Annotated in this window: 14 protein-coding genes; 8 read left to right on the top strand and 6 right to left on the bottom strand. The window is 70.9% G+C overall.

Annotated elements, in window-relative coordinates:
- Positions 1–129 precede the first annotated feature (129 nt).
- Positions 130–783 (bottom strand): DUF1707 domain-containing protein, encoded by a 654-nt coding sequence (locus ACFWY9_RS09620; protein ID WP_378326559.1) that lies wholly within the window; start codon positions 781–783, stop codon positions 130–132.
- A gap of 27 nt (positions 784–810) precedes the next feature.
- On the opposite strand from ACFWY9_RS09620, the gene ACFWY9_RS09615 reads away from it, so the two are divergent.
- Positions 811–1,902: a hypothetical protein gene (locus ACFWY9_RS09615; protein WP_378338618.1), complete on the top strand. Its 1,092-nt coding sequence runs from the start codon at positions 811–813 to the stop codon at positions 1,900–1,902.
- A 3-nt stretch (positions 1,903–1,905) separates the two neighbouring features.
- Here the strand turns inward: ACFWY9_RS09615 and ACFWY9_RS09610 are convergent, their stop codons facing one another.
- The 3 genes from ACFWY9_RS09610 to ACFWY9_RS09600 are packed head-to-tail and all read right to left on the bottom strand — an operon-like array spanning position 1,906 to position 4,921.
- A complete protein-coding gene (locus ACFWY9_RS09610) occupies positions 1,906–2,577 on the bottom strand; it encodes a response regulator (RefSeq protein ID WP_378338617.1) in 672 nt (223 codons plus the stop codon).
- Positions 2,574–3,710 carry a MacS family sensor histidine kinase gene (gene macS, locus ACFWY9_RS09605; RefSeq protein ID WP_378326562.1) on the bottom strand — a complete coding sequence of 379 codons (1,137 nt, stop codon included), beginning with the start codon at positions 3,708–3,710 and terminating at the stop codon, positions 2,574–2,576. The genes ACFWY9_RS09610 and macS overlap by 4 nt, the downstream gene beginning before the upstream one ends.
- Positions 3,707–4,921, bottom strand: a complete 1,215-nt coding sequence (locus ACFWY9_RS09600) for an AI-2E family transporter (protein ID WP_378326563.1) — start codon at positions 4,919–4,921, stop codon at positions 3,707–3,709. The genes macS and ACFWY9_RS09600 overlap by 4 nt, the downstream gene beginning before the upstream one ends.
- A 345-nt stretch (positions 4,922–5,266) precedes the next feature.
- Between ACFWY9_RS09600 and ACFWY9_RS09595 the strand changes: the two genes are divergently transcribed.
- Together ACFWY9_RS09595 and ACFWY9_RS09590 are read left to right on the top strand one after the other, a co-directional pair.
- Positions 5,267–6,358 (top strand): hypothetical protein, encoded by a 1,092-nt coding sequence (locus ACFWY9_RS09595; protein WP_378338616.1) that lies wholly within the window; start codon positions 5,267–5,269, stop codon positions 6,356–6,358.
- A 205-nt stretch (positions 6,359–6,563) separates the two neighbouring features.
- The gene (locus ACFWY9_RS09590) at positions 6,564–9,644 is read left to right on the top strand and encodes a beta strand repeat-containing protein (RefSeq protein WP_378338615.1); all 3,081 of its coding nucleotides are present in this window, start codon (positions 6,564–6,566) and stop codon (positions 9,642–9,644) included.
- A gap of 71 nt (positions 9,645–9,715) precedes the next feature.
- On the opposite strand, the gene ACFWY9_RS09585 is transcribed toward ACFWY9_RS09590, so the two are convergent.
- Positions 9,716–10,489, bottom strand: a complete 774-nt coding sequence (locus ACFWY9_RS09585; RefSeq protein WP_378338614.1) for a dioxygenase — start codon at positions 10,487–10,489, stop codon at positions 9,716–9,718.
- A 115-nt stretch (positions 10,490–10,604) separates the two neighbouring features.
- Here ACFWY9_RS09585 and ACFWY9_RS09580 point away from each other — a divergent pair, with 115 nt between their 5' ends.
- The 5 genes from ACFWY9_RS09580 (at position 10,605) to ACFWY9_RS09560 (ending at position 15,727) form a co-directional block, all read left to right on the top strand.
- Positions 10,605–11,057: a MarR family winged helix-turn-helix transcriptional regulator gene (locus ACFWY9_RS09580; RefSeq protein ID WP_378338613.1), complete on the top strand. Its 453-nt coding sequence runs from the start codon at positions 10,605–10,607 to the stop codon at positions 11,055–11,057.
- 137 nt (positions 11,058–11,194) lie between these two features.
- Entirely contained in the window at positions 11,195–13,471 is a 2,277-nt protein-coding gene (locus ACFWY9_RS09575; RefSeq protein WP_378338612.1) for an ATP-binding protein, read from the top strand.
- A gap of 98 nt (positions 13,472–13,569) precedes the next feature.
- Entirely contained in the window at positions 13,570–14,085 is a 516-nt protein-coding gene (locus ACFWY9_RS09570) for an SRPBCC family protein (protein ID WP_378326569.1), read from the top strand.
- Positions 14,082–14,477, top strand: coding sequence for a YciI family protein (locus ACFWY9_RS09565; RefSeq protein ID WP_378338611.1), 396 nt, complete (start codon positions 14,082–14,084; stop codon positions 14,475–14,477). Before ACFWY9_RS09570 ends, ACFWY9_RS09565 begins: the two co-directional genes overlap by 4 nt.
- On the top strand, positions 14,474–15,727 hold the full coding sequence (locus ACFWY9_RS09560; protein ID WP_378338610.1) for an RNA polymerase sigma factor: 1,254 nt from the start codon (positions 14,474–14,476) through the stop codon (positions 15,725–15,727). Before ACFWY9_RS09565 ends, ACFWY9_RS09560 begins: the two co-directional genes overlap by 4 nt.
- Here the strand turns inward: ACFWY9_RS09560 and ACFWY9_RS09555 are convergent.
- Positions 15,708–16,292 (bottom strand): TetR/AcrR family transcriptional regulator, encoded by a 585-nt coding sequence (locus ACFWY9_RS09555; RefSeq protein ID WP_378338609.1) that lies wholly within the window; start codon positions 16,290–16,292, stop codon positions 15,708–15,710. The two genes, ACFWY9_RS09560 and ACFWY9_RS09555, sit on opposite strands and share 20 nt — an antisense overlap.
- Positions 16,293–16,549: the final 257 nt, after the last annotated feature.

Here is a 16,549-nt window from a genome sequence, read left to right as displayed (position 1 = left end):
CAGGAGCGTCTCGGTGTGGACAACTCAGCCCTTCAACGCCTTATCGCCGGGATTTGTCGGTCCCCGGCGATAGGATGATGCAGGGCTGGCCCCCAGGGCGGGTGGGGGGTGCGCAGGTGTGGCGGGGGCTCAGCCGAAGATGCCGCGGCGTGGGTTCCGGACCACCAGGCCACCCCCGTGGACTCGGCCCGTGAGCACGAAGAGCGGATTCCCCTGGCGGCCGTTCGAGTAGGTCTTGTCCTCGATCGAGCCGAACTTGGCTTCGCCGATGCTGTTCATGTCGACCGCCGCGTGCGCCGGGATGATGATCTCCACCGAGCCCCATTTGCAGTCGACGTGGATCCGCACCACCCGGTGCGGGATCTCCGCCTGGCTGAAGTCGAGCTTCGTGCCCCCGTACTTGTTGCGGACGACCAGTTCGGCGGGCACCAGCCACGGGCCCTGGCGCAGGATCGACCCGTACTTCGACTGCAGCACCACCGCCTGGCCGAAGGTCGGGAGCGTCGCGGGCGGCGCGTACTGGCTCGGCACCGGCACCATCGCGGCGTCCGGGTGCACCAGGCCGGGCAGGTCGGCGAGGACCGCGTTCAGCTCGCCCCGGGTCCGCGCGGCGAGCGCGCGGTCGGTCCGCTCGGTGAACTCGTCGAGGTCGAGCATGCCGCGCCCGATCGCCTTCTGCAGGACCTCGACCACGTGCTCCCGCTCGCTGTCGGACACCCGCAGATCGCGCGGGCCCAACGGCTTCGTCTCGGTCACGGTCTCGGCCGCCTCTTCCTCGCCCATGGCCACGATGGTAAAACCCTGATTGCCATGGGAGATCGGGGAAAAACCCTGAACGGACCCGTAGTTCGCGCGCTCGCCGCGGTCATCGCGGCGGGCTTCGTGCTGGGCGGATGTACCACCGGGCCCCCGCCGTACCAACCGCCCACGACTTCGCCGACCTCATCGGCGTCACCGGCGCCTGGGCTCGCCGGAGTGACCGCGACGGGCGGGATCGGGGTCCGGCTCGTGCTGCAGACGTCGCCACCAGGCGTCTTCGACGCCGACACGGGCGCGCTCGTCCCGTTGAAGGGCGCGGCGGGAGGCCAACGGCTGACCTCGTTGCTGCGGGTCGGGACCACCCCGGTGCTGCTCGACGCGCCGATGTGCACGGCCACGTGCGAGCCGTGGGACGTGTACGTCTACGCCGATCCCGGCGGTTCACCACGCTCGTTGGGCAAGGCACGCAGCGCGGCTCCGGGCGCCGACCGGGAGAGCCTGTGGCTGATCCGCGAGGACGGTCCGGAAAGCTGCCGCCTCCAGCGCGTCTCCCTGACCGGCAAGGCGGCCGGACCCGGTACGCCGGCCAGCTGCCGCACGTTCGTCCGTCAGGAATCCGCGCGCGGGCTCCTCATCACCGTCAACGGCGACGCCGCCCAGAGCGAGGACGTGCTGATCGACCCGGAAACCGGCCGGACCATTTACCAGTTCCCGCGGATCATGGCGATCGCCGGTGATCGGCTGCTGATCGGCGGGCTGATCGACTTCACCGTGCTCGACCTGCGCGACGGGACACGGAAGCAGCTCGCCCGCCCGGTGCCCAACGGCACGGCGAACGCGCTGCCCAGCCGCGACGGCCGGCTGGCCGCGGTGGAGTTCGGGGATCCGGCGTGGCAGGGATCGAGCGTCCAGACGCGGGACGTGTGGCTGCTGGATCTCGGCACGGCGGCCTGGCGTCACGTGCCGTCGATGCCCTACGCGACGGCGGGCGGGCTCAAGCACACCGGGCTGGACTGGAGCGACGCGGGCGATCTGGTGCTCGCCGACGACGTCGTCGGCGCCTGGCATCCGGGCGAGCCCGCGTGGCGGCTCGGCAAGGCGAAGCCACCGGCCGAACGCGGCCAGACCATCGTGACGCTGTGACCGCTACTCCGCGTCCAGTCCGTGCTCGATGGCGTAGCGGGCCAGCTCGACGCGGTTGTGCAGCTGGAGTTTTCGCAGCGTCGACTGCACGTGGTTCTCGACCGTGCGGTGCGAGAGCACCAGTTTCTCGGCGATCTGCCGCGCCGTCAGTCCCTTCGCGACCAGCCGCAGCACCTCGGTCTCGCGCTCGGTGAGCCGCGGCGGTTCGGCGCCGCCGGAACCGTCCGCCGGGGCGTCGGCCATCCGCCGGTACTCGCCAAGCACCAGCCCGGCCAGCCCGGCGGTGAACACCGGATCGCCGGCCGCGGTCCGGCGCACCGCGTCCACCAGCTCCACCGCCGACGCCGATTTCACCAGGTAGCCGGACGCGCCCGCCTTCACCGCCTCGAGCACGTCGCTGTGTTCACCGCTCGCGGACAGCACCAGCACCTTCGTCTCGGGCAGCGCGGTGGTGATCTCCCTGGTCGCGTCGACCCCCGAGGTCTCCCCGAGGTTGAGGTCCATCAGCACGACGTCCGGGCGCACCGCCCGCGCGATCCGCAGCGCGGCCGGCGCGTCCGGGGCCGTCGCCCGGACGTCGAAACCGTGCTCGGCCAGGTCGCGTGCCACGCCGTCTCGCCAGATCGGGTGATCGTCGACCACCATCACCGACACCTTGCCCGGCTCGTCCGTCATCGTGTTCCCCTCCTGGTCGGGACCCTGACTTCCCACTCCGTGCCGCTGCCCGGCGCGGTGTCCAGCGCCGCGCTCCCGCCGAGATCGCGCACCCTCCCCCGGATGGACTCCACCACTCCCAGATGTCCTTGCGCCGCCGCGCGTTCCAGCGCGCCGTCGGGAATACCCGGGCCGTCGTCGCGGATGGACACCACGACCTCGCCGCCCAGATCCTCCAGCAACACCCACGCGTGCGCGTCCGGTCCGGCGTGTTTCTCCACATTGGACAGTGCCTCGCGGGTGACCGCGACCAGCTCGTCGGTGACCTGGGCGGGCAGCTCGACCTCGCCCGCCGGCGTCGACACCTGCACCGACGGCGTCGCCAGCAACTGCAGCGCCGAGCGCAGATCGGTGGTGCCCCGGCCACTCGGCTTCACCGGCTCCGTCGTCACCAGCGCGCGCAACGCGATCTCCTGCTCACCGGCCAGCCGCGCGAGTTCGGCGGCCTCGCCGCCGAGTTCCCCGCCGCGGCGGCGAACCCTGGCCAGCACCTGCAACACGCTGTCGTGGATCGTCCGCGCCAGCCGTTCCCGCTCCGCCGTCGCCGCTTCCGTCCGCAACGCCCGCGCCAGCCGCTCCGCCGAGCGACGCGCCGTCGTCGCGGCCATCCCGACCAGCAGCGCGCTCGCACACAACAGCACGCCGTCGCGGGCGACGTCGAGGTCGAACCGCATCCGCGCGAACCCGGTGCCGACGGCGACGATCAGCCCGGCCACCACGCCGCCGGACGCGCCGAACCGCGCACCGGCGGTGAGCGGGGCTACCGCCACCCACACCGTCGTGATGAGCGGTGCCGTCTTCGCGTATTGGGCGTCCGACAGCACCAGCGGTGAAGTCAGCATCAGCGCGCAGGTCAACAGCACGTCGACGACGACGAGGCCACGCCATCGGCCGGATTCGTAGGCGTAGAACACGCTCGTCACCAGCGTCCACGCCGCCATCACGCCGAGGACCGTCCACGCCAGCCATTCACGCTGGTACTCGGCCCGGTGCACGAACACCGCACCGACCGCGAACAGCAGCGTGACCACCCGCAGCACGATCACCCCACGCCACAGCGGTGTCGCCGGGTCACGGGCGACCGGCGCGATCACGACTCGGTTTTCCCGGTGTCCGATTTCTCGTCCTTGTCGTCGGTCTCCGCGTGCGGGTCGGTGTCCGGGTTGGCCGCCGCGGTGTCCATCACGTCGACGGTCCCCGGATCCGTTTCGCCCTCGTGCAGGAAGGACCGGACGCCGGAATTCACCACGGCCAGCAGCGGCACCGCGAGCAGCGCGCCGGCGATCCCGGCCACGACCAGGCCGGCGGTGATCGCGAGGACCACGGCCAGCGGGTGCAGCTTCACCGCGCGCCCGAGCAGCAGCGGCTGCAGGATGTGGCTCTCCAGCTGCATCACGCCGATGACGATGGCCAGCACGATGAGCGCGCCGACGAAGCCCTTGGTCACCAGCGCGACGAGCACCGCGACCCCGCCCGTGATGACGGCGCCGATGATCGGGATGAACGCGCCGAGGAAGACCAGCGTCGCCAGCGGGACGACGAGCGGGACCCCCACGATCGCCAGCCCGATGCCGATGCCCACCGCGTCCACGACCGCGACCGCCGCGGTGGCGCGGACGTAGCTGACGAGCGAGGCGAATCCCCGGCGCCCGGCGACGTCGAACCGGCGGCGCACCTGCCGGGGGATGCCGCGGGTCAGGAACGTCCAGATCCCCTCACCGCCGGTGAGGAAGAAGATCAGGATGAACAGCGTCAGCACGAAACCGGTGAGGATCTCGCCGACCGTGCCCGCCGTGGTCAGCGCCGTGGTGGTGATCGACAGCTGATTCTTCTGCAACAGGTCGATGGCCTGGTTGATGAAGTCCTGGATTTGTTCCTGCTTCAGATGCGGCGGCCCGTTGATGAGCCAGTTCTTGATCTGGTTCAGGCTTTCGGTGAGCTGTTTCTGCAGCTGCGGCATGCCGTCGGAGATCTGCGTGATGACGAACGTCAGCAGACCGCCCAGTACCGCGAGCGCGGCGATGATCATGATCCCGGTGGCCAGACCCCGCGGGACGCGCCATTTGACCAGCCGCGAGACCGCCGGGCCGAGCAACGCCGCGAGCAGCAGCGCGATCGACAGCGGGACGACCACCACGCCGAGGTAGCCGATCAGCCAGACGACGGCGTAGAGCGCGGCGGCCACCACGATGAACCGCCACGCCAATGCGGCGCTCACCCGCAGGCCACGGGGAATGAGCCCGGTGATGTCCTCCGGCTCCGGCAGGAACGGTTCTTCGCGTCGCGCGCGCTGAGGCTGGCTCACCGGCCCACCGTATCGGGCACCCGGATCTTCCCGGCTGATTTGGGCCCGGCGCGGAAGCGTGCCGTCGTCCGATTTGCCCGGTGTGACGCGGCCTACAGCGCGGTGTCGCCGAAGGCGTCACCCGACCGTGGAGTAACTGGGTTTCGCCTGGATTGATGACGGAAAGTCACATTCGGAAGCACGCTGTGTTCATCACACGATGGTGGCATCAAGTCGTGTCGAGGATGCGAATCGACCTTGCGGCCTGATTGTCTCGGTCCCGCAACGGCGAGTGGAACTTCGAATTCCGCCCCGAAGCACTCATTCAGATCCGAAATTCGGCAAGGCAGACGAGGAGAAGCACGCGTGGCGAACGCAGCGGCGAACGAGGGGCGGGGCGCGAAGCGCTTCGGCCGTCTCGCGTCGCGTGCGCTGTTCGTCGTGGGTGGCGCCGTGGCGGGCACCGCCGCCGCGTGGCTCGTCTCTGGTGCCGCCGCTTCCGCCTCTTCCACGGCCGACGCCGTGCAGACGGGCACCGCCAGCGTCACCCCGGTCACCGACGCCACCACCGCCGGTCTCAACGACGCGACCGGCGGCGCGTCCCGCTTCGCCGGTCAGGTCGCGGGTGCCGCGACCGGCGCCGTCGCCGACCTCTCCTGCCAGCAGGACGCCACCACCTGGTCCATGCCGCGGACCGCGGGCGAGCCCGGCGGCTCGCACACCGCCTGCGCGGTGGACACGGCCACCGGCTCGCTGCGGCAGCACGGCACGCACCGTTCGATCGAGCAGAAGACCTCCGACCGCGTCACCGGCGCCGTGTCCGGCCTCGCGAGCGACGCGGTCGTGGCCCCGGCGGAGCGCACGCTCGGCGCGTTCGAGCACATCGCCCGCAAGCCGGAGGACACCCGCCAGGTCCTCGGCGACACCTTCACCCCCGCGCCCGGCGCGGACGACTTCGGCCGCAAGGTCTGGCAGCTGCTCGACCCGAACGCCCACCACGACTTCGTGCCCACGCTGCCCGGGCTCCCGGTTTCCCCGGTCGAGCCGGTCACCCCCGCCACTGCTGCCACCGGCGGCGCTCCCGGCCAGGTTTCCGGTCCGGTCGAGCCCGCCACGGTCCAGCTTCCCGCCGCGCTCCAGGCCGCCAACGCGATGCCGGGCGCCGCGCAGAACGTTTCCGATCTCGACGGCTCCGGCACCGAGCGGTCCTCCCGTAACGGGCACCGCGATCTGCCGTCGGCTCCGTTGTCGCCGGTGCAGCTTCCGCTCGCGCCGCCGTCCATCCCCACAGCCCCCGGTGGCGGTTCCGCCCCCGGTGGTCACCTCGACGGCATGACCTTCGGCGTTCCCTCCTGGGTCGCCGCCGCCGTCGACAACGCCGTCGCGGGTGCCACCCGCTCCGGCCTGCGGCACACGCCGCTCTCCCCGGGCCACCAGCCCGGCGTCACTCCCGACTGATTCACCTTCACCGCGGGGCAGCCGACGCGCCCTTCGCCGCCACCTTCTGATGTGCCGGTGACGCGTCCGCTCCTTCAGTCCCGCATACGCCGCGGCCGCTGATGCGCGCTCGCACCTTCTTTCCCCTATCGGTGCGTCTTCTTCTCGCGATGAGCCGCACCCCACAAGCCCGCAAGGGAACCCGAAATATAAGGAGAAAAACCCCATGCAGACCTGGGCAAAGCGCGGACTCCAGACCGCGTTGGTCACGGGTGGGTTGTTGATGCTGGGCACCGGCATCGCCTCGGCTGACGAGAACCCTGTCAGCCCCGACACCCCTGCCTCGCCGCTCGACCTGAACGTCACCGTTCCGGTCCAGACCGCCAACAACGCGATCGGCACGCCCTTCGGGCAGGCCGACGTTCCGGCGATGAACACCGAGCTGAGCACCAAGCCGGTCACCGAGCCGCTCAAGGGCGGCGCACAGATGCTCGACAAGGGCAGCAGCCCGGTCAGCCAGAGCACTCTCGGCGGTGCGACGAAGGCGGACGGCGCGGGTGCCTTCACCCCGACCGACAGCACCCTCAAGCACAACAAGGTCGTCGGCGACGTCGTCGTCCCGATCCAGATCGTCGACAACGCGGTCGCCGTCCTCGGTGACGCGAAGGTCGAGGGTGGCAACCACCAGCAGACCTGGACCCACAACCAGGACGTCGACACCACCGGTGAGGGCTCCGGCCTCGCCGGGAACGTCGTCAACCTCGACTGGGCGGCCCCCGTCCAGCTCGCGGGCAACGGCGTCGGGCTCGCCGGCGGCAGTGGCCGCGTCAACGGTGGCTCGGCCAGCCAGAGCGCGACCGAGACCGGCAACACCACCACCAACGGCAACGACGCCAGCGCGTCGGGCAACGTGGTCGGCGGGCAGCTGGCGACTCCGGTCCAGGTGACCGGCAACGCCGCGTCCTGGATCCTCGGCAACGCGCACAGCGAGGGCTACAACGCCGACACCTCCGCCACCTCCGGTGGCTGGATCAAGACTGCGGGCGACGAAGGCGCGGCCAGCGGCAACGTCGGCGCCGTGCCGGTCGCGCTGCCGGTGAAGTTCAACGACAACGCGGCGAGCGCGTGGGGCTCCAACGCCCACGCGAACTCGAACTCCACCGCGGACGCCAAGGCCGGGGACAAGACCCCCGGCTTCAAGGACACCCCGGCCTACGTCCAGACGACCGGGCAGAACTCCTTCGCGGACGGCACCGTGCTCGCGCCGCAGACCGCGGACGTCGCGAACGTCAGCAACGTGGCGGCGACCTGGATCGGCAACGCGGCTACCGGCAAGCCGGGGGCCATGGAGCGCCAGGCCAGCGGCAACACCACCGGCAGCAACGTCGACGCCGGCGGCTTCGTGCAGAGCACCGGCGACGGCGCCGCGGGTTCGGCGAACGTCGTCGACCCGGCGCTGGCCGCGCCGGTCGAGGTCACCTGCATCGGTGGCTCGCACATCGGTAACGCCAACGCCGCCGGGTGCGTCAACGACGTCACCGCGAACGCCGGCAACGGCAGCCACACCACCGGTGACAACTCGACGCTGACCGGCAACGTGGTCAACACGCAGGACGCGCTGGCCCCCGAGGTCTACGGCGTCGGCGGCTCGTTCATCGGGCAGGGCACCGCCTCGGCCACCGAGACGAAGAACGTCACGGCGGGCGCGTACGACGGCACCACCGGCAACGACTCCTCCGGGTCGGGCAACATCGTCCAGGTGCCGACGGCGGTTCCGACCGAGGTGCTCGGCACCGGCGGCTCGTTCATCGGCCAGGGCTCCGGCACCGCGCAGGAGACCAAGACCGTTTCCGGCGGCGGCGGTGGGAACACCAACGACGACAACGGCTTCCTCAGCTCGAACCTCGCCACCACGCCGGTTTCCCTGCCGGTCCAGGCGTTCGGCGTCGGCGGCACCTTCATCGGCCAGGGCCACGGCAAGGCCAGCGGCGACACCACCTCGAACGCGGGCGGCGACGTCCACGCGACCGGTGACAAGGGCGCCGGCGCGGGCAACCTGGTCCACGTGCCGGTCTCGGAGCCCACGCAGGTGCACGGCATCGGCGGTGCTCTCGCGGGCATCGGCACCGGCGCCAGCGACAACCTGACCGACTCCAAGGCCGGCGGCAAGGCCACCGCGGACGGCAAGGACGGCGCGCTCGCCGGCAACATCGTGCAGGGCCCGATCGGCGGATCCGTGCCGGTCGCCGGGCACGGCGTCGGTGCCGCGGGGATCGGCCGTGGTGTCAGCACCAACGACGTCATGTCGGCCGCCGGTGGCGACTCGGCAACCAACGGTGACGGTGGCGCGGCCTCCGGGAACATCATCGGCGCCGAGGCGCTGCCGGTCGTCCCGGCCGCCAACGACGCGGTCTCCGGCGCGGGCGGCATCGCCCACGGCACCGGTACCGACACCACCAACAGCACCTCCGGTGGGAACCTGTCCACCTCGGGCGTCGAGGGCTCGCTGTCCGGCGACATCCTGGACATCCCGGCCGCCGCGGACCCGAAGGCCTTCGGCGACGCCGTGGCCGCGGTCGGTTCCGTGTCGAAGGCGCAGGCCGACAACCAGACCATCGGCCAGGTCGGCGGCGACGCCGTCACCGACGGTGACTCGAGCAGCCTGTCCGGTGTCAACCTGCACCACCCGCTGGTCCTGATCGTCCCGGCCGACGCCCTCGAGGTGCCGGTGCTGGCGAACGCGGACTCGGACACCAAGGACGTCACGTCGATCAACGGCGAGGACTCCTCGCTGCCGCTCGACCTGCCGAAGGGCTCCGAGCTGAGCGCCACCACCCTGCCCGCGCTGCCCGCCACCGGGCTGCCGGGCCTGCCGGGTGCGGCCCAGACGATGCCCGCCGCGGAGCGTGCGGACTCGCCGGTGAAGACCACGCCGGTGCAGCTGGCCGGTCTGGAGTCGATCCAGAACCAGCTGACGGGCCTGGGCAACGTGGGCAGCAAGCTGGGCAACCTGGGTCACCTCGGCGGCGGCGTCACGCCGAAGCTGCCGACCCCGGCGCAGCGTGCCGACGAGGCCCCGGGCCTGCCCTCGGCCCCGGCCGTTCCGGCGGCCCCGGCTCTGCCCGCGACCCCGGCCCTGCCGGGCGCGCCCGAGCTGCACACCGCCAAGCTGCCCAGCCTGGCGAACGCGCAGTTCACCCCGAAGACGGAGACCCCGGCGCTGGCCACGGCCGACTCCTCGCCGCTGTCGATGTTCCGCGACCTGCTCGCGAAGCTGACCGGCAAGTTCCACACGATGGGCAAGTGAGTTAGCCACCGGCTGACTCCCTGAATGGGCGGGCCCAGGAGCATCCAGCTCCTGGGCCCGCTTTCGTCGTGTCAGGCGAACTGCAGTGAACGCTTCGCCAGGCCGTGCCAGAAGCCGTCGATGACGGTCCGGCCCTTGCCCTCGTCGCTGCTCGCGCCGAGGGTGACGAACAGCGGGGCGAAGTGCTCGATCTTCGGGTGCGCGATCTCGGCGGCAGGGGCCTTGTGCTGGAAGTCCAGCAGCGCGTCGATGTCGCCCGCCCGCAGGACTTCCGCGCCCCACTGGTCGAAGTCGCTCGACCACGCGGGCGGGGTGCCGTCGACGCCCGCGGTCCGGCTCATCGCGCTCAGGTTGTGGGTGAAGAATCCGCTGCCGATGATCAGCACGCCCTCGTCGCGCAGCGGCGCGAGCTTGCGGCCGAGGTCGAACAGCTCCCGCGGGTCCAGCGACGGCATCGAGATCTGCAGGACCGGGATGTCCGCGTCCGGGTACATCTCCACCAGCGGGACATACGCGCCGTGGTCGAGCCCGCGATCCGGCGCCTCGTGCACCGGCGTCTGGGCCGAGTGCAGCAGCTTGCGCACCTTCGCGGCGAGTTCTGGGGCGCCCGGCGACGCGTATTTCACCTGGTAGTAGCGGTCGGGGAAGCCCCAGAAGTCGTAGACGAGCGGCACCGTGGTGGTGGCGCCGATGGTCAGCGGGGCCTCCTCCCAGTGCGCGGACACGACCAGGATCGCGCGAGGCCGGGTCAGCTCGGCCGACCAGTTCGCGAGCTGGCGGGTCCAGGTGGCGTCGTCCGCGAGCGGCGGGGCGCCGTGGCTCAGGTACAGCACCGGTGTGGTCATCACGACCTCCAGTATTTGAAAGTTCAACTACTAGGATACTCGACGTCGTGGTGGATGGCGATATTCCCTGAGGGCACGCTTTGGAGAAGATGGAGCGGTGGAAGAGGGCGCGAGGATGACGGACGCGGTGGCCGAGGTCGAGCGCGCGATGATCGCGATCCGGCGGAGTCAGCAGCGGCGTTCGCTGAGCGGGATCGCCCGCACGCGTGGCCGCGGTGCGCATGATCCGGTGATCGAACTCCTCGACGTCGTCGAAGAGTTCTCCGAACGCGGCGAGTCCGGCACGGTGACCGCACTGGGTGCCGCGCTCGGCGTCGATCAGCCGCGCGCGAGCAGGCTGGTGGCCCGCGCGGTCGAACGCGGGCTGCTGCGGCGGGAAGCCGACCAACGGGACGGGCGTCGCACGGTGCTCGTCCTCACCGACGCCGGGCGCGCCGAACTCGATGAGCTGCACGAGTTCCGGCGAGGGGTGTTCGCCGAGGTGATGGCCGAGTGGTCCGAGGAGGACCGGATCGTTTTCGGCCGTCTGCTCACGGCGTTCGTGCGGCGTTTCGGCGAACTCGGCTGAGTGATTCGAGCACTCTTCTCTGCCGTGAATTCGATTCGCGTTTTTCCTGGTTGAATTCTTCGAAAAGAATCCGGAAGAAACGTGCCGGTTCGCATTAGCATGACCGCGATGAACGCCGGAAAGATCAGCCTCAGCCGATGAGCGCCCATGCCGCCGAGCCGACGAGTTACGTCGGCCGGGTCATCGAGCTGGCCGAGACACGGCGGCTGCTCGAACGGCATCGGCTGGTGACGTTGACCGGCTCGGGCGGCGTCGGGAAGACGCGGCTCGCGATGCGTGTCCTGAGCGAGGCGCGGACTCGGTTCGCCGACGGCGCTGTACTGGTGGAACTGGCCCGGCTGCGCGATCCGGCCCTGGTGCCGACAGCGGTGGCCGACGCGCTGGGGCTGCGGGCGCTGTCCGGGCGCCCGGCGCCGGACCTGGTCGTCGATCACCTCCGGCGGCGCGTGCTGTTGCTGGTGCTGGACAACTGTGAACACCTGCTGGACGCCTGTGCGGACCTCGTGTCCGCGGTGCTGGCCGCGTGTCCCGGGGTCGCGATCCTGACCACCAGCAGGCAGTCGCTCGGCGTCGAGGGCGAACGGATCCTCCCGGTCCCGCCGCTGATGCTGCCCGAAGCAGAGGACACCGCGTCGCTGGCGGAGCTGACGGCGTGCGAATCGGTCCGGCTGCTGGCGGATCGCGCGCGGACGGTGTCGCCGTCGTTCGAGGTGACCGAGGAGAACCGCGCCGACGTCGTGGCGTTGACCCGGCGACTGGACGGCCTCCCGCTGGCGATCGAACTCGCCGCCGCCCGGCTGCGCTCGCTGACCCCGGCGCAGATCGTCGAACGGCTGGACCGGCGGCTGTCGTTGCTGACCACCGGCGCCCAGGACGCGCCGCGTCGGCAGCAGACGCTGCGGGCGACCATCGACTGGAGTCACGACCTGTGCACCGAGGCCGAACGTCTGGTGTGGGCCCGCAGCTCGGTGTTCTCCGGCTCGTTCGAACTCGACGCGGCCGAGTACGTGTGCGCCGGGGACGGCGTCGAGGAGGCCGAGGTCCTGGACCTGATCGATGGGCTGCTGGACAAATCGGTGCTGATCCGCGAGGACCACGGCAGCGGAGTGCGGTACCGGATGCTGGAGACGCTGCGCGAGTACGGGCACGAGCGGCTGGGCGAGGACGTGGAGCCGGTGGCTCGCCGGCATCGCGACTGGTATCGCGGGGTGACCGAGCGGTTCGGCGCGGAATGGCTCGGCACGGGGCAGCTCGCCTGGCTGGAACGGCTGCCGAGGGAACTCGCCAACATCTGGGTCGCACTCGGGTTCTGCGTCGACACCCCCGGCGAAGCCGCGGTCGCGGTCCGCATGCTCGACCACATCCGTCCATATTGGACGGTGTTCGGGTACATGAACGAGACGCGCCGGTTCGTCGAGCGGGCGCTCGAAGTCCTTTCGCCTGACGAACGCGAATACCGCGTCGGCGTGTGGATCGACGGATTCCTCGCCGCGGTCCGTGGTGAGGCGGAGCCCGCGACCCGGCAGCTCACCGCGGCGAACGAAATGGCCACGCAAGCCGGGGACGACGCGCTGGCCGCCGAGGTGGCGTTCAGCGGCGGGGTCGGACTCTTCCTCGCCGACTACTGCACGCCCGCCATTCCCCTGCTGGACAACGCGCTGACCGCGTACCGCGCACTAGGGTTCTTCGAGGGCGAGCTGAACGCACTGTGCTTCGGTGGCTTCGCCCGCGGCTTCGGTGGTGACGTCGAGACCGCCATGGAGCTGCTCGGCGAATGCGTCGAACGTAGTGAGAACGCCGGGGAGATCTACTTCCGGGGCTGGGCGATGTGCGCGCTCGGCTACATCCACCTCGAAGTGGACGATCTCGCCGAGACGGAGCGCTTCGGCAAGCTCGCGCTGCGGTTCAGCGCGTCGACCGGGGCATGGTTCATCGCCGCGGCGAACACCCATCTGCTGGCGTGGACCGCCGCTCGCGAGGAACGGTTCGACCGTGCGGGCACGTTGTTCGGCGCGGCCGACGTGATCTGGGCGTCCATCGACCTCCAGGCCCGCTCATTCCCGATCTGGGCCGCCCGGCTCGACCGGCACGAGTCGCTCACCAAACAGGCGCTCGGCGACGCCGCTTTCGAACGGAACTACGCCCGCGGCCGCACGATGCTCCTCGACGAGGTCGTCCGGTACGCGCTGGACGAGTCCCCGCCCGCTCCTGTCGCCGATCGGGGCGGGCTCACCCCGCGCGAGTACGAGGTCGCGGAACTCGTCGCGCGAGGACACACCAACCAGCAGATCGCCAGCGCCCTCACGATCGCGAAGCGGACGGCGGACGCCCACATCGACCACATCCTGACCAAACTCGGCCTGGCCAACCGCGCGCAGATCGCCGTCTGGGTGGCCGCGCGGGGCGCCGGATAATCCGTCGGAAATTTCTCACCGAAGGATGTAGAGCCGCCGGGGCCCGCTCCGACCTCCGCTGCGAAGCGCCCACCGTGGGCGCGTCGAGGAGGTCGGCGATGGGACAGTCAGTGGACGTCGTGACGGGGGCGCGTACCGACGTCTCCCTGGTGGTGGACCTGCCGGTGGAACGGCTCTGGGAGCTGGTCACCGACGTGCCGAGGTACGGCGAGTGGAGCCCCGAGTGTGAACACACCGAGTGGCTGTACGGAGCGGGAAAGCCGCCTCGGGTGGGCAATCGCTTCGTCGGTCGCAACCGGTTCGGGGGTGGCTTCGTGGCTTCGGTGATCTGTGAGGTCACCGAGTCGACGCCCGCCGAGACCTTTGCCTGGGTGGTGCTGGACGAAGCGCTGAAGTCCGCGTCGATCTGGCGGTACGAACTCGCCGCCATCGATGCGGAGCGGACGCGGCTCCGGCACAGTTTCGAGCACGGGCCCGGCGAGACGATGATCAGGGTGATGGCTGAGCAAGACCCCGCCGTGGTGGACCGGCGGCTCGTGGACCTGAAACGGAACATCGCGAAGTCACTCGCGGCGATGCTCGACGGCGTGCGCTACCGGGAGGAAGCACGGTGAAGTACCTGATCATGATCTACAGCAACCCGAAGAGCTGGGGACATCCCATTTTCCTGCGGGTTCCGGAGGCGCTGGCGATGTCCGGCGAGGAGCGGGACGCGATGAGCGGTCAGTTCGAGGAGCTGCTGCGGGAGATCGTCGAGTCGGGAGAGCTCGTCGGCGGGGAGGCGCTGGCCGATCCGTCGCAGGTCAAGACGGTCCGGGTGCGAGAGGGTGTCCCGGCGACCACGGACGGGCCGTATCTCGAGGCCAAGGAACACCTCGCGGGGTACTTCGTCGTGGACTGTGAGAGCCCGGAACGTGCCGCCGAGATCGCGTCGCGCTTCCCGGACGCGCGGTTCGCCGCCGTGGAGGTCCGCCCGATCATGGCCTCCTCCGGACAGGAGATGTGACGGACGCCGAGGTCGAGGACCTGCTGCGCCGCTCGGCGCCGCGGGTCCTCGCCGCGCTCCTGCGGCGGTACCGGAACTTCGAGACCGCCGAGGACGCGGTCCAGGAAGCCCTGCTCGCCGCCGCGACGCAGTGGCCGGCCGAAGGTGTCCCCGACAGCCCGTTGAACTGGCTGATCACCGTCGCCTCGCGTCGGATGACGGACCTGCTGCGAAGCGAGTTCGCGAGCAGACAGCGCGAGGATCGGCTCGCCACGCGGGTCCCGGCGGACGCGTTCGTCGCCCCTCCCGCCGACGCCGTGGAGTCCAAAAAGGACGACACGCTGACGTTGCTCCTGCTGTGCTGCCATCCCAGCCTGACCCCGCCGTCGCAGATCGCGCTCACCCTGCGCGCGGTCGGCGGCCTGACCACGGCGGAGATCGCCCACGCCTTCCTGGTTCCCGAAGCGACCATGGCCCAGCGCATCACGCGCGCCAAGCAGCGCATCAAGGCTGCCGGTGCCCGGTTCGACCCGCCGCCCGAGGCCGAGCGCGCCGATCGGCTGCTCAGCGTTCTGCACGTTCTCTACCTGATTTTCAACGAGGGCTACACCGCGTCTTCCGGTCCTGACCTGCAACGCACCGAGCTGACCAGGGAGGCGATTCGGCTCACCCGCATCGTGCACGCGTTGCTGCCCGACGACGGCGAAGTCGCCGGGTTGCTCGCGCTCCTGCTCCTCACCGACGCGCGCCGCCCGGCACGCACCGGGCCGGACGGCAGTCTCGTCCCGCTCGCCGAACAGGACCGCGAAAAGTGGGACCGGGAGTGCCTCGGCGAGGGCATCACGCTGATCACCCGGACGCTGGCCAACGCCAGGATCGGCCCGTATCAGCTCCAGGCGGCCATCGCCGCCGTGCACGCGGAGGCCGCGCGTGCCGAGGACACCGACTGGACGCAGATCGTCGGTCTCTACCAGCTGCTCGAACGGCTCGATCCCAATCCGATGGTCACGCTGAACCACGCCGTCGCCGTCGCCATGGTGCGTGGCCCGCGAGCCGGACTCGCGCTCCTCGAACCCCTCGACGCCGACGACCGGATGTCGCGGCATCACCGGCTGCACGCCGTCCGGGCCCACCTGCTGGAACAGGCGGGCGATCGCGAGGCCGCCGAAGCGGGGTATCGGAGGGCGGCGCGGCTGACCACCAGTCTCCCCGAGCAGCGCTACCTCCAGACCCGCGCGGACGGGCTGGCGCTCATACGACGCCGGCGATAGCCGACGTCACCACCTTGTGGACGGCTTCGGCTTCCGGTGGAACACCGGTCCGGTCGGCGAACAGCAGATGGCCGGACCCGAGCAGCATCGGCGCGAGCGTGTCGACGTCGGCGCCCGCCGCGATGCGGCCGAGTTCGCGCTCCGCGGTGAGGTAGGCGACGAGCATGGCCGCGGCCTCGGTCAGGAGCGGGATCCCGGCCGGCTTGTCCCGGCGCAGCCGGGCACGCAGCTCGTCCCGGAAGGTGATGAGGCTGATGATCGCCACGGCGACCGAGGAGAACAGGGACGTCAGCGCGTCGGTGAGATTGTCGGCGACGGTACGGGTCCCGGCGGCCGCGAGCAGGTCGCCGGCCTGGGTTTCGAGCCGGGCGATGCGGTCGAGGACGAGCTCGGCGAGGAAGTCGTCGAAGTCGGCGAAATGCCGGTGCAGGACACCCTTGGCGCACCCCGCCTCGGTGGTGACCGCGCGGCTGGTCAGCGCGTTCGGCCCGTCCCGGACCAGGATGCGTTCGGCGGCGTCGAACAGCTGCTTGCGCGCGTCGCGGATGTGGATCCCGGTCGGCACCGGTGGTTCTCTCCTTACGCTGACGGCGAACCGTCGTTGCTAGTGGGCAAGTGCCCACTAAAGTGGGCGCATGCCCACACTACCGCAGGAACAAACTGGCCCCGCCGGGAACGAGCCGCATCGGGCCCGGCGGATCGCGGAGTCGGGGGGGGGGGGGGGGGGCCCCCCGCCCCCCCCCCCCCCCCCCCCCCCACCCCGCCCCGGGGGGGGGGGCCGGAGCGCCACTCCCACACCCCCGCGGGCGGGCGGCGCGGGCG

This window comes from Amycolatopsis sp. NPDC059027 (genome assembly GCF_042739735.1).
In the GTDB taxonomy this organism is placed as follows: domain Bacteria; phylum Actinomycetota; class Actinomycetes; order Mycobacteriales; family Pseudonocardiaceae; genus Amycolatopsis.
Note: the sequence above shows the minus strand (reverse complement) of the source record. Positions and strands in the feature narration are given on the sequence as shown.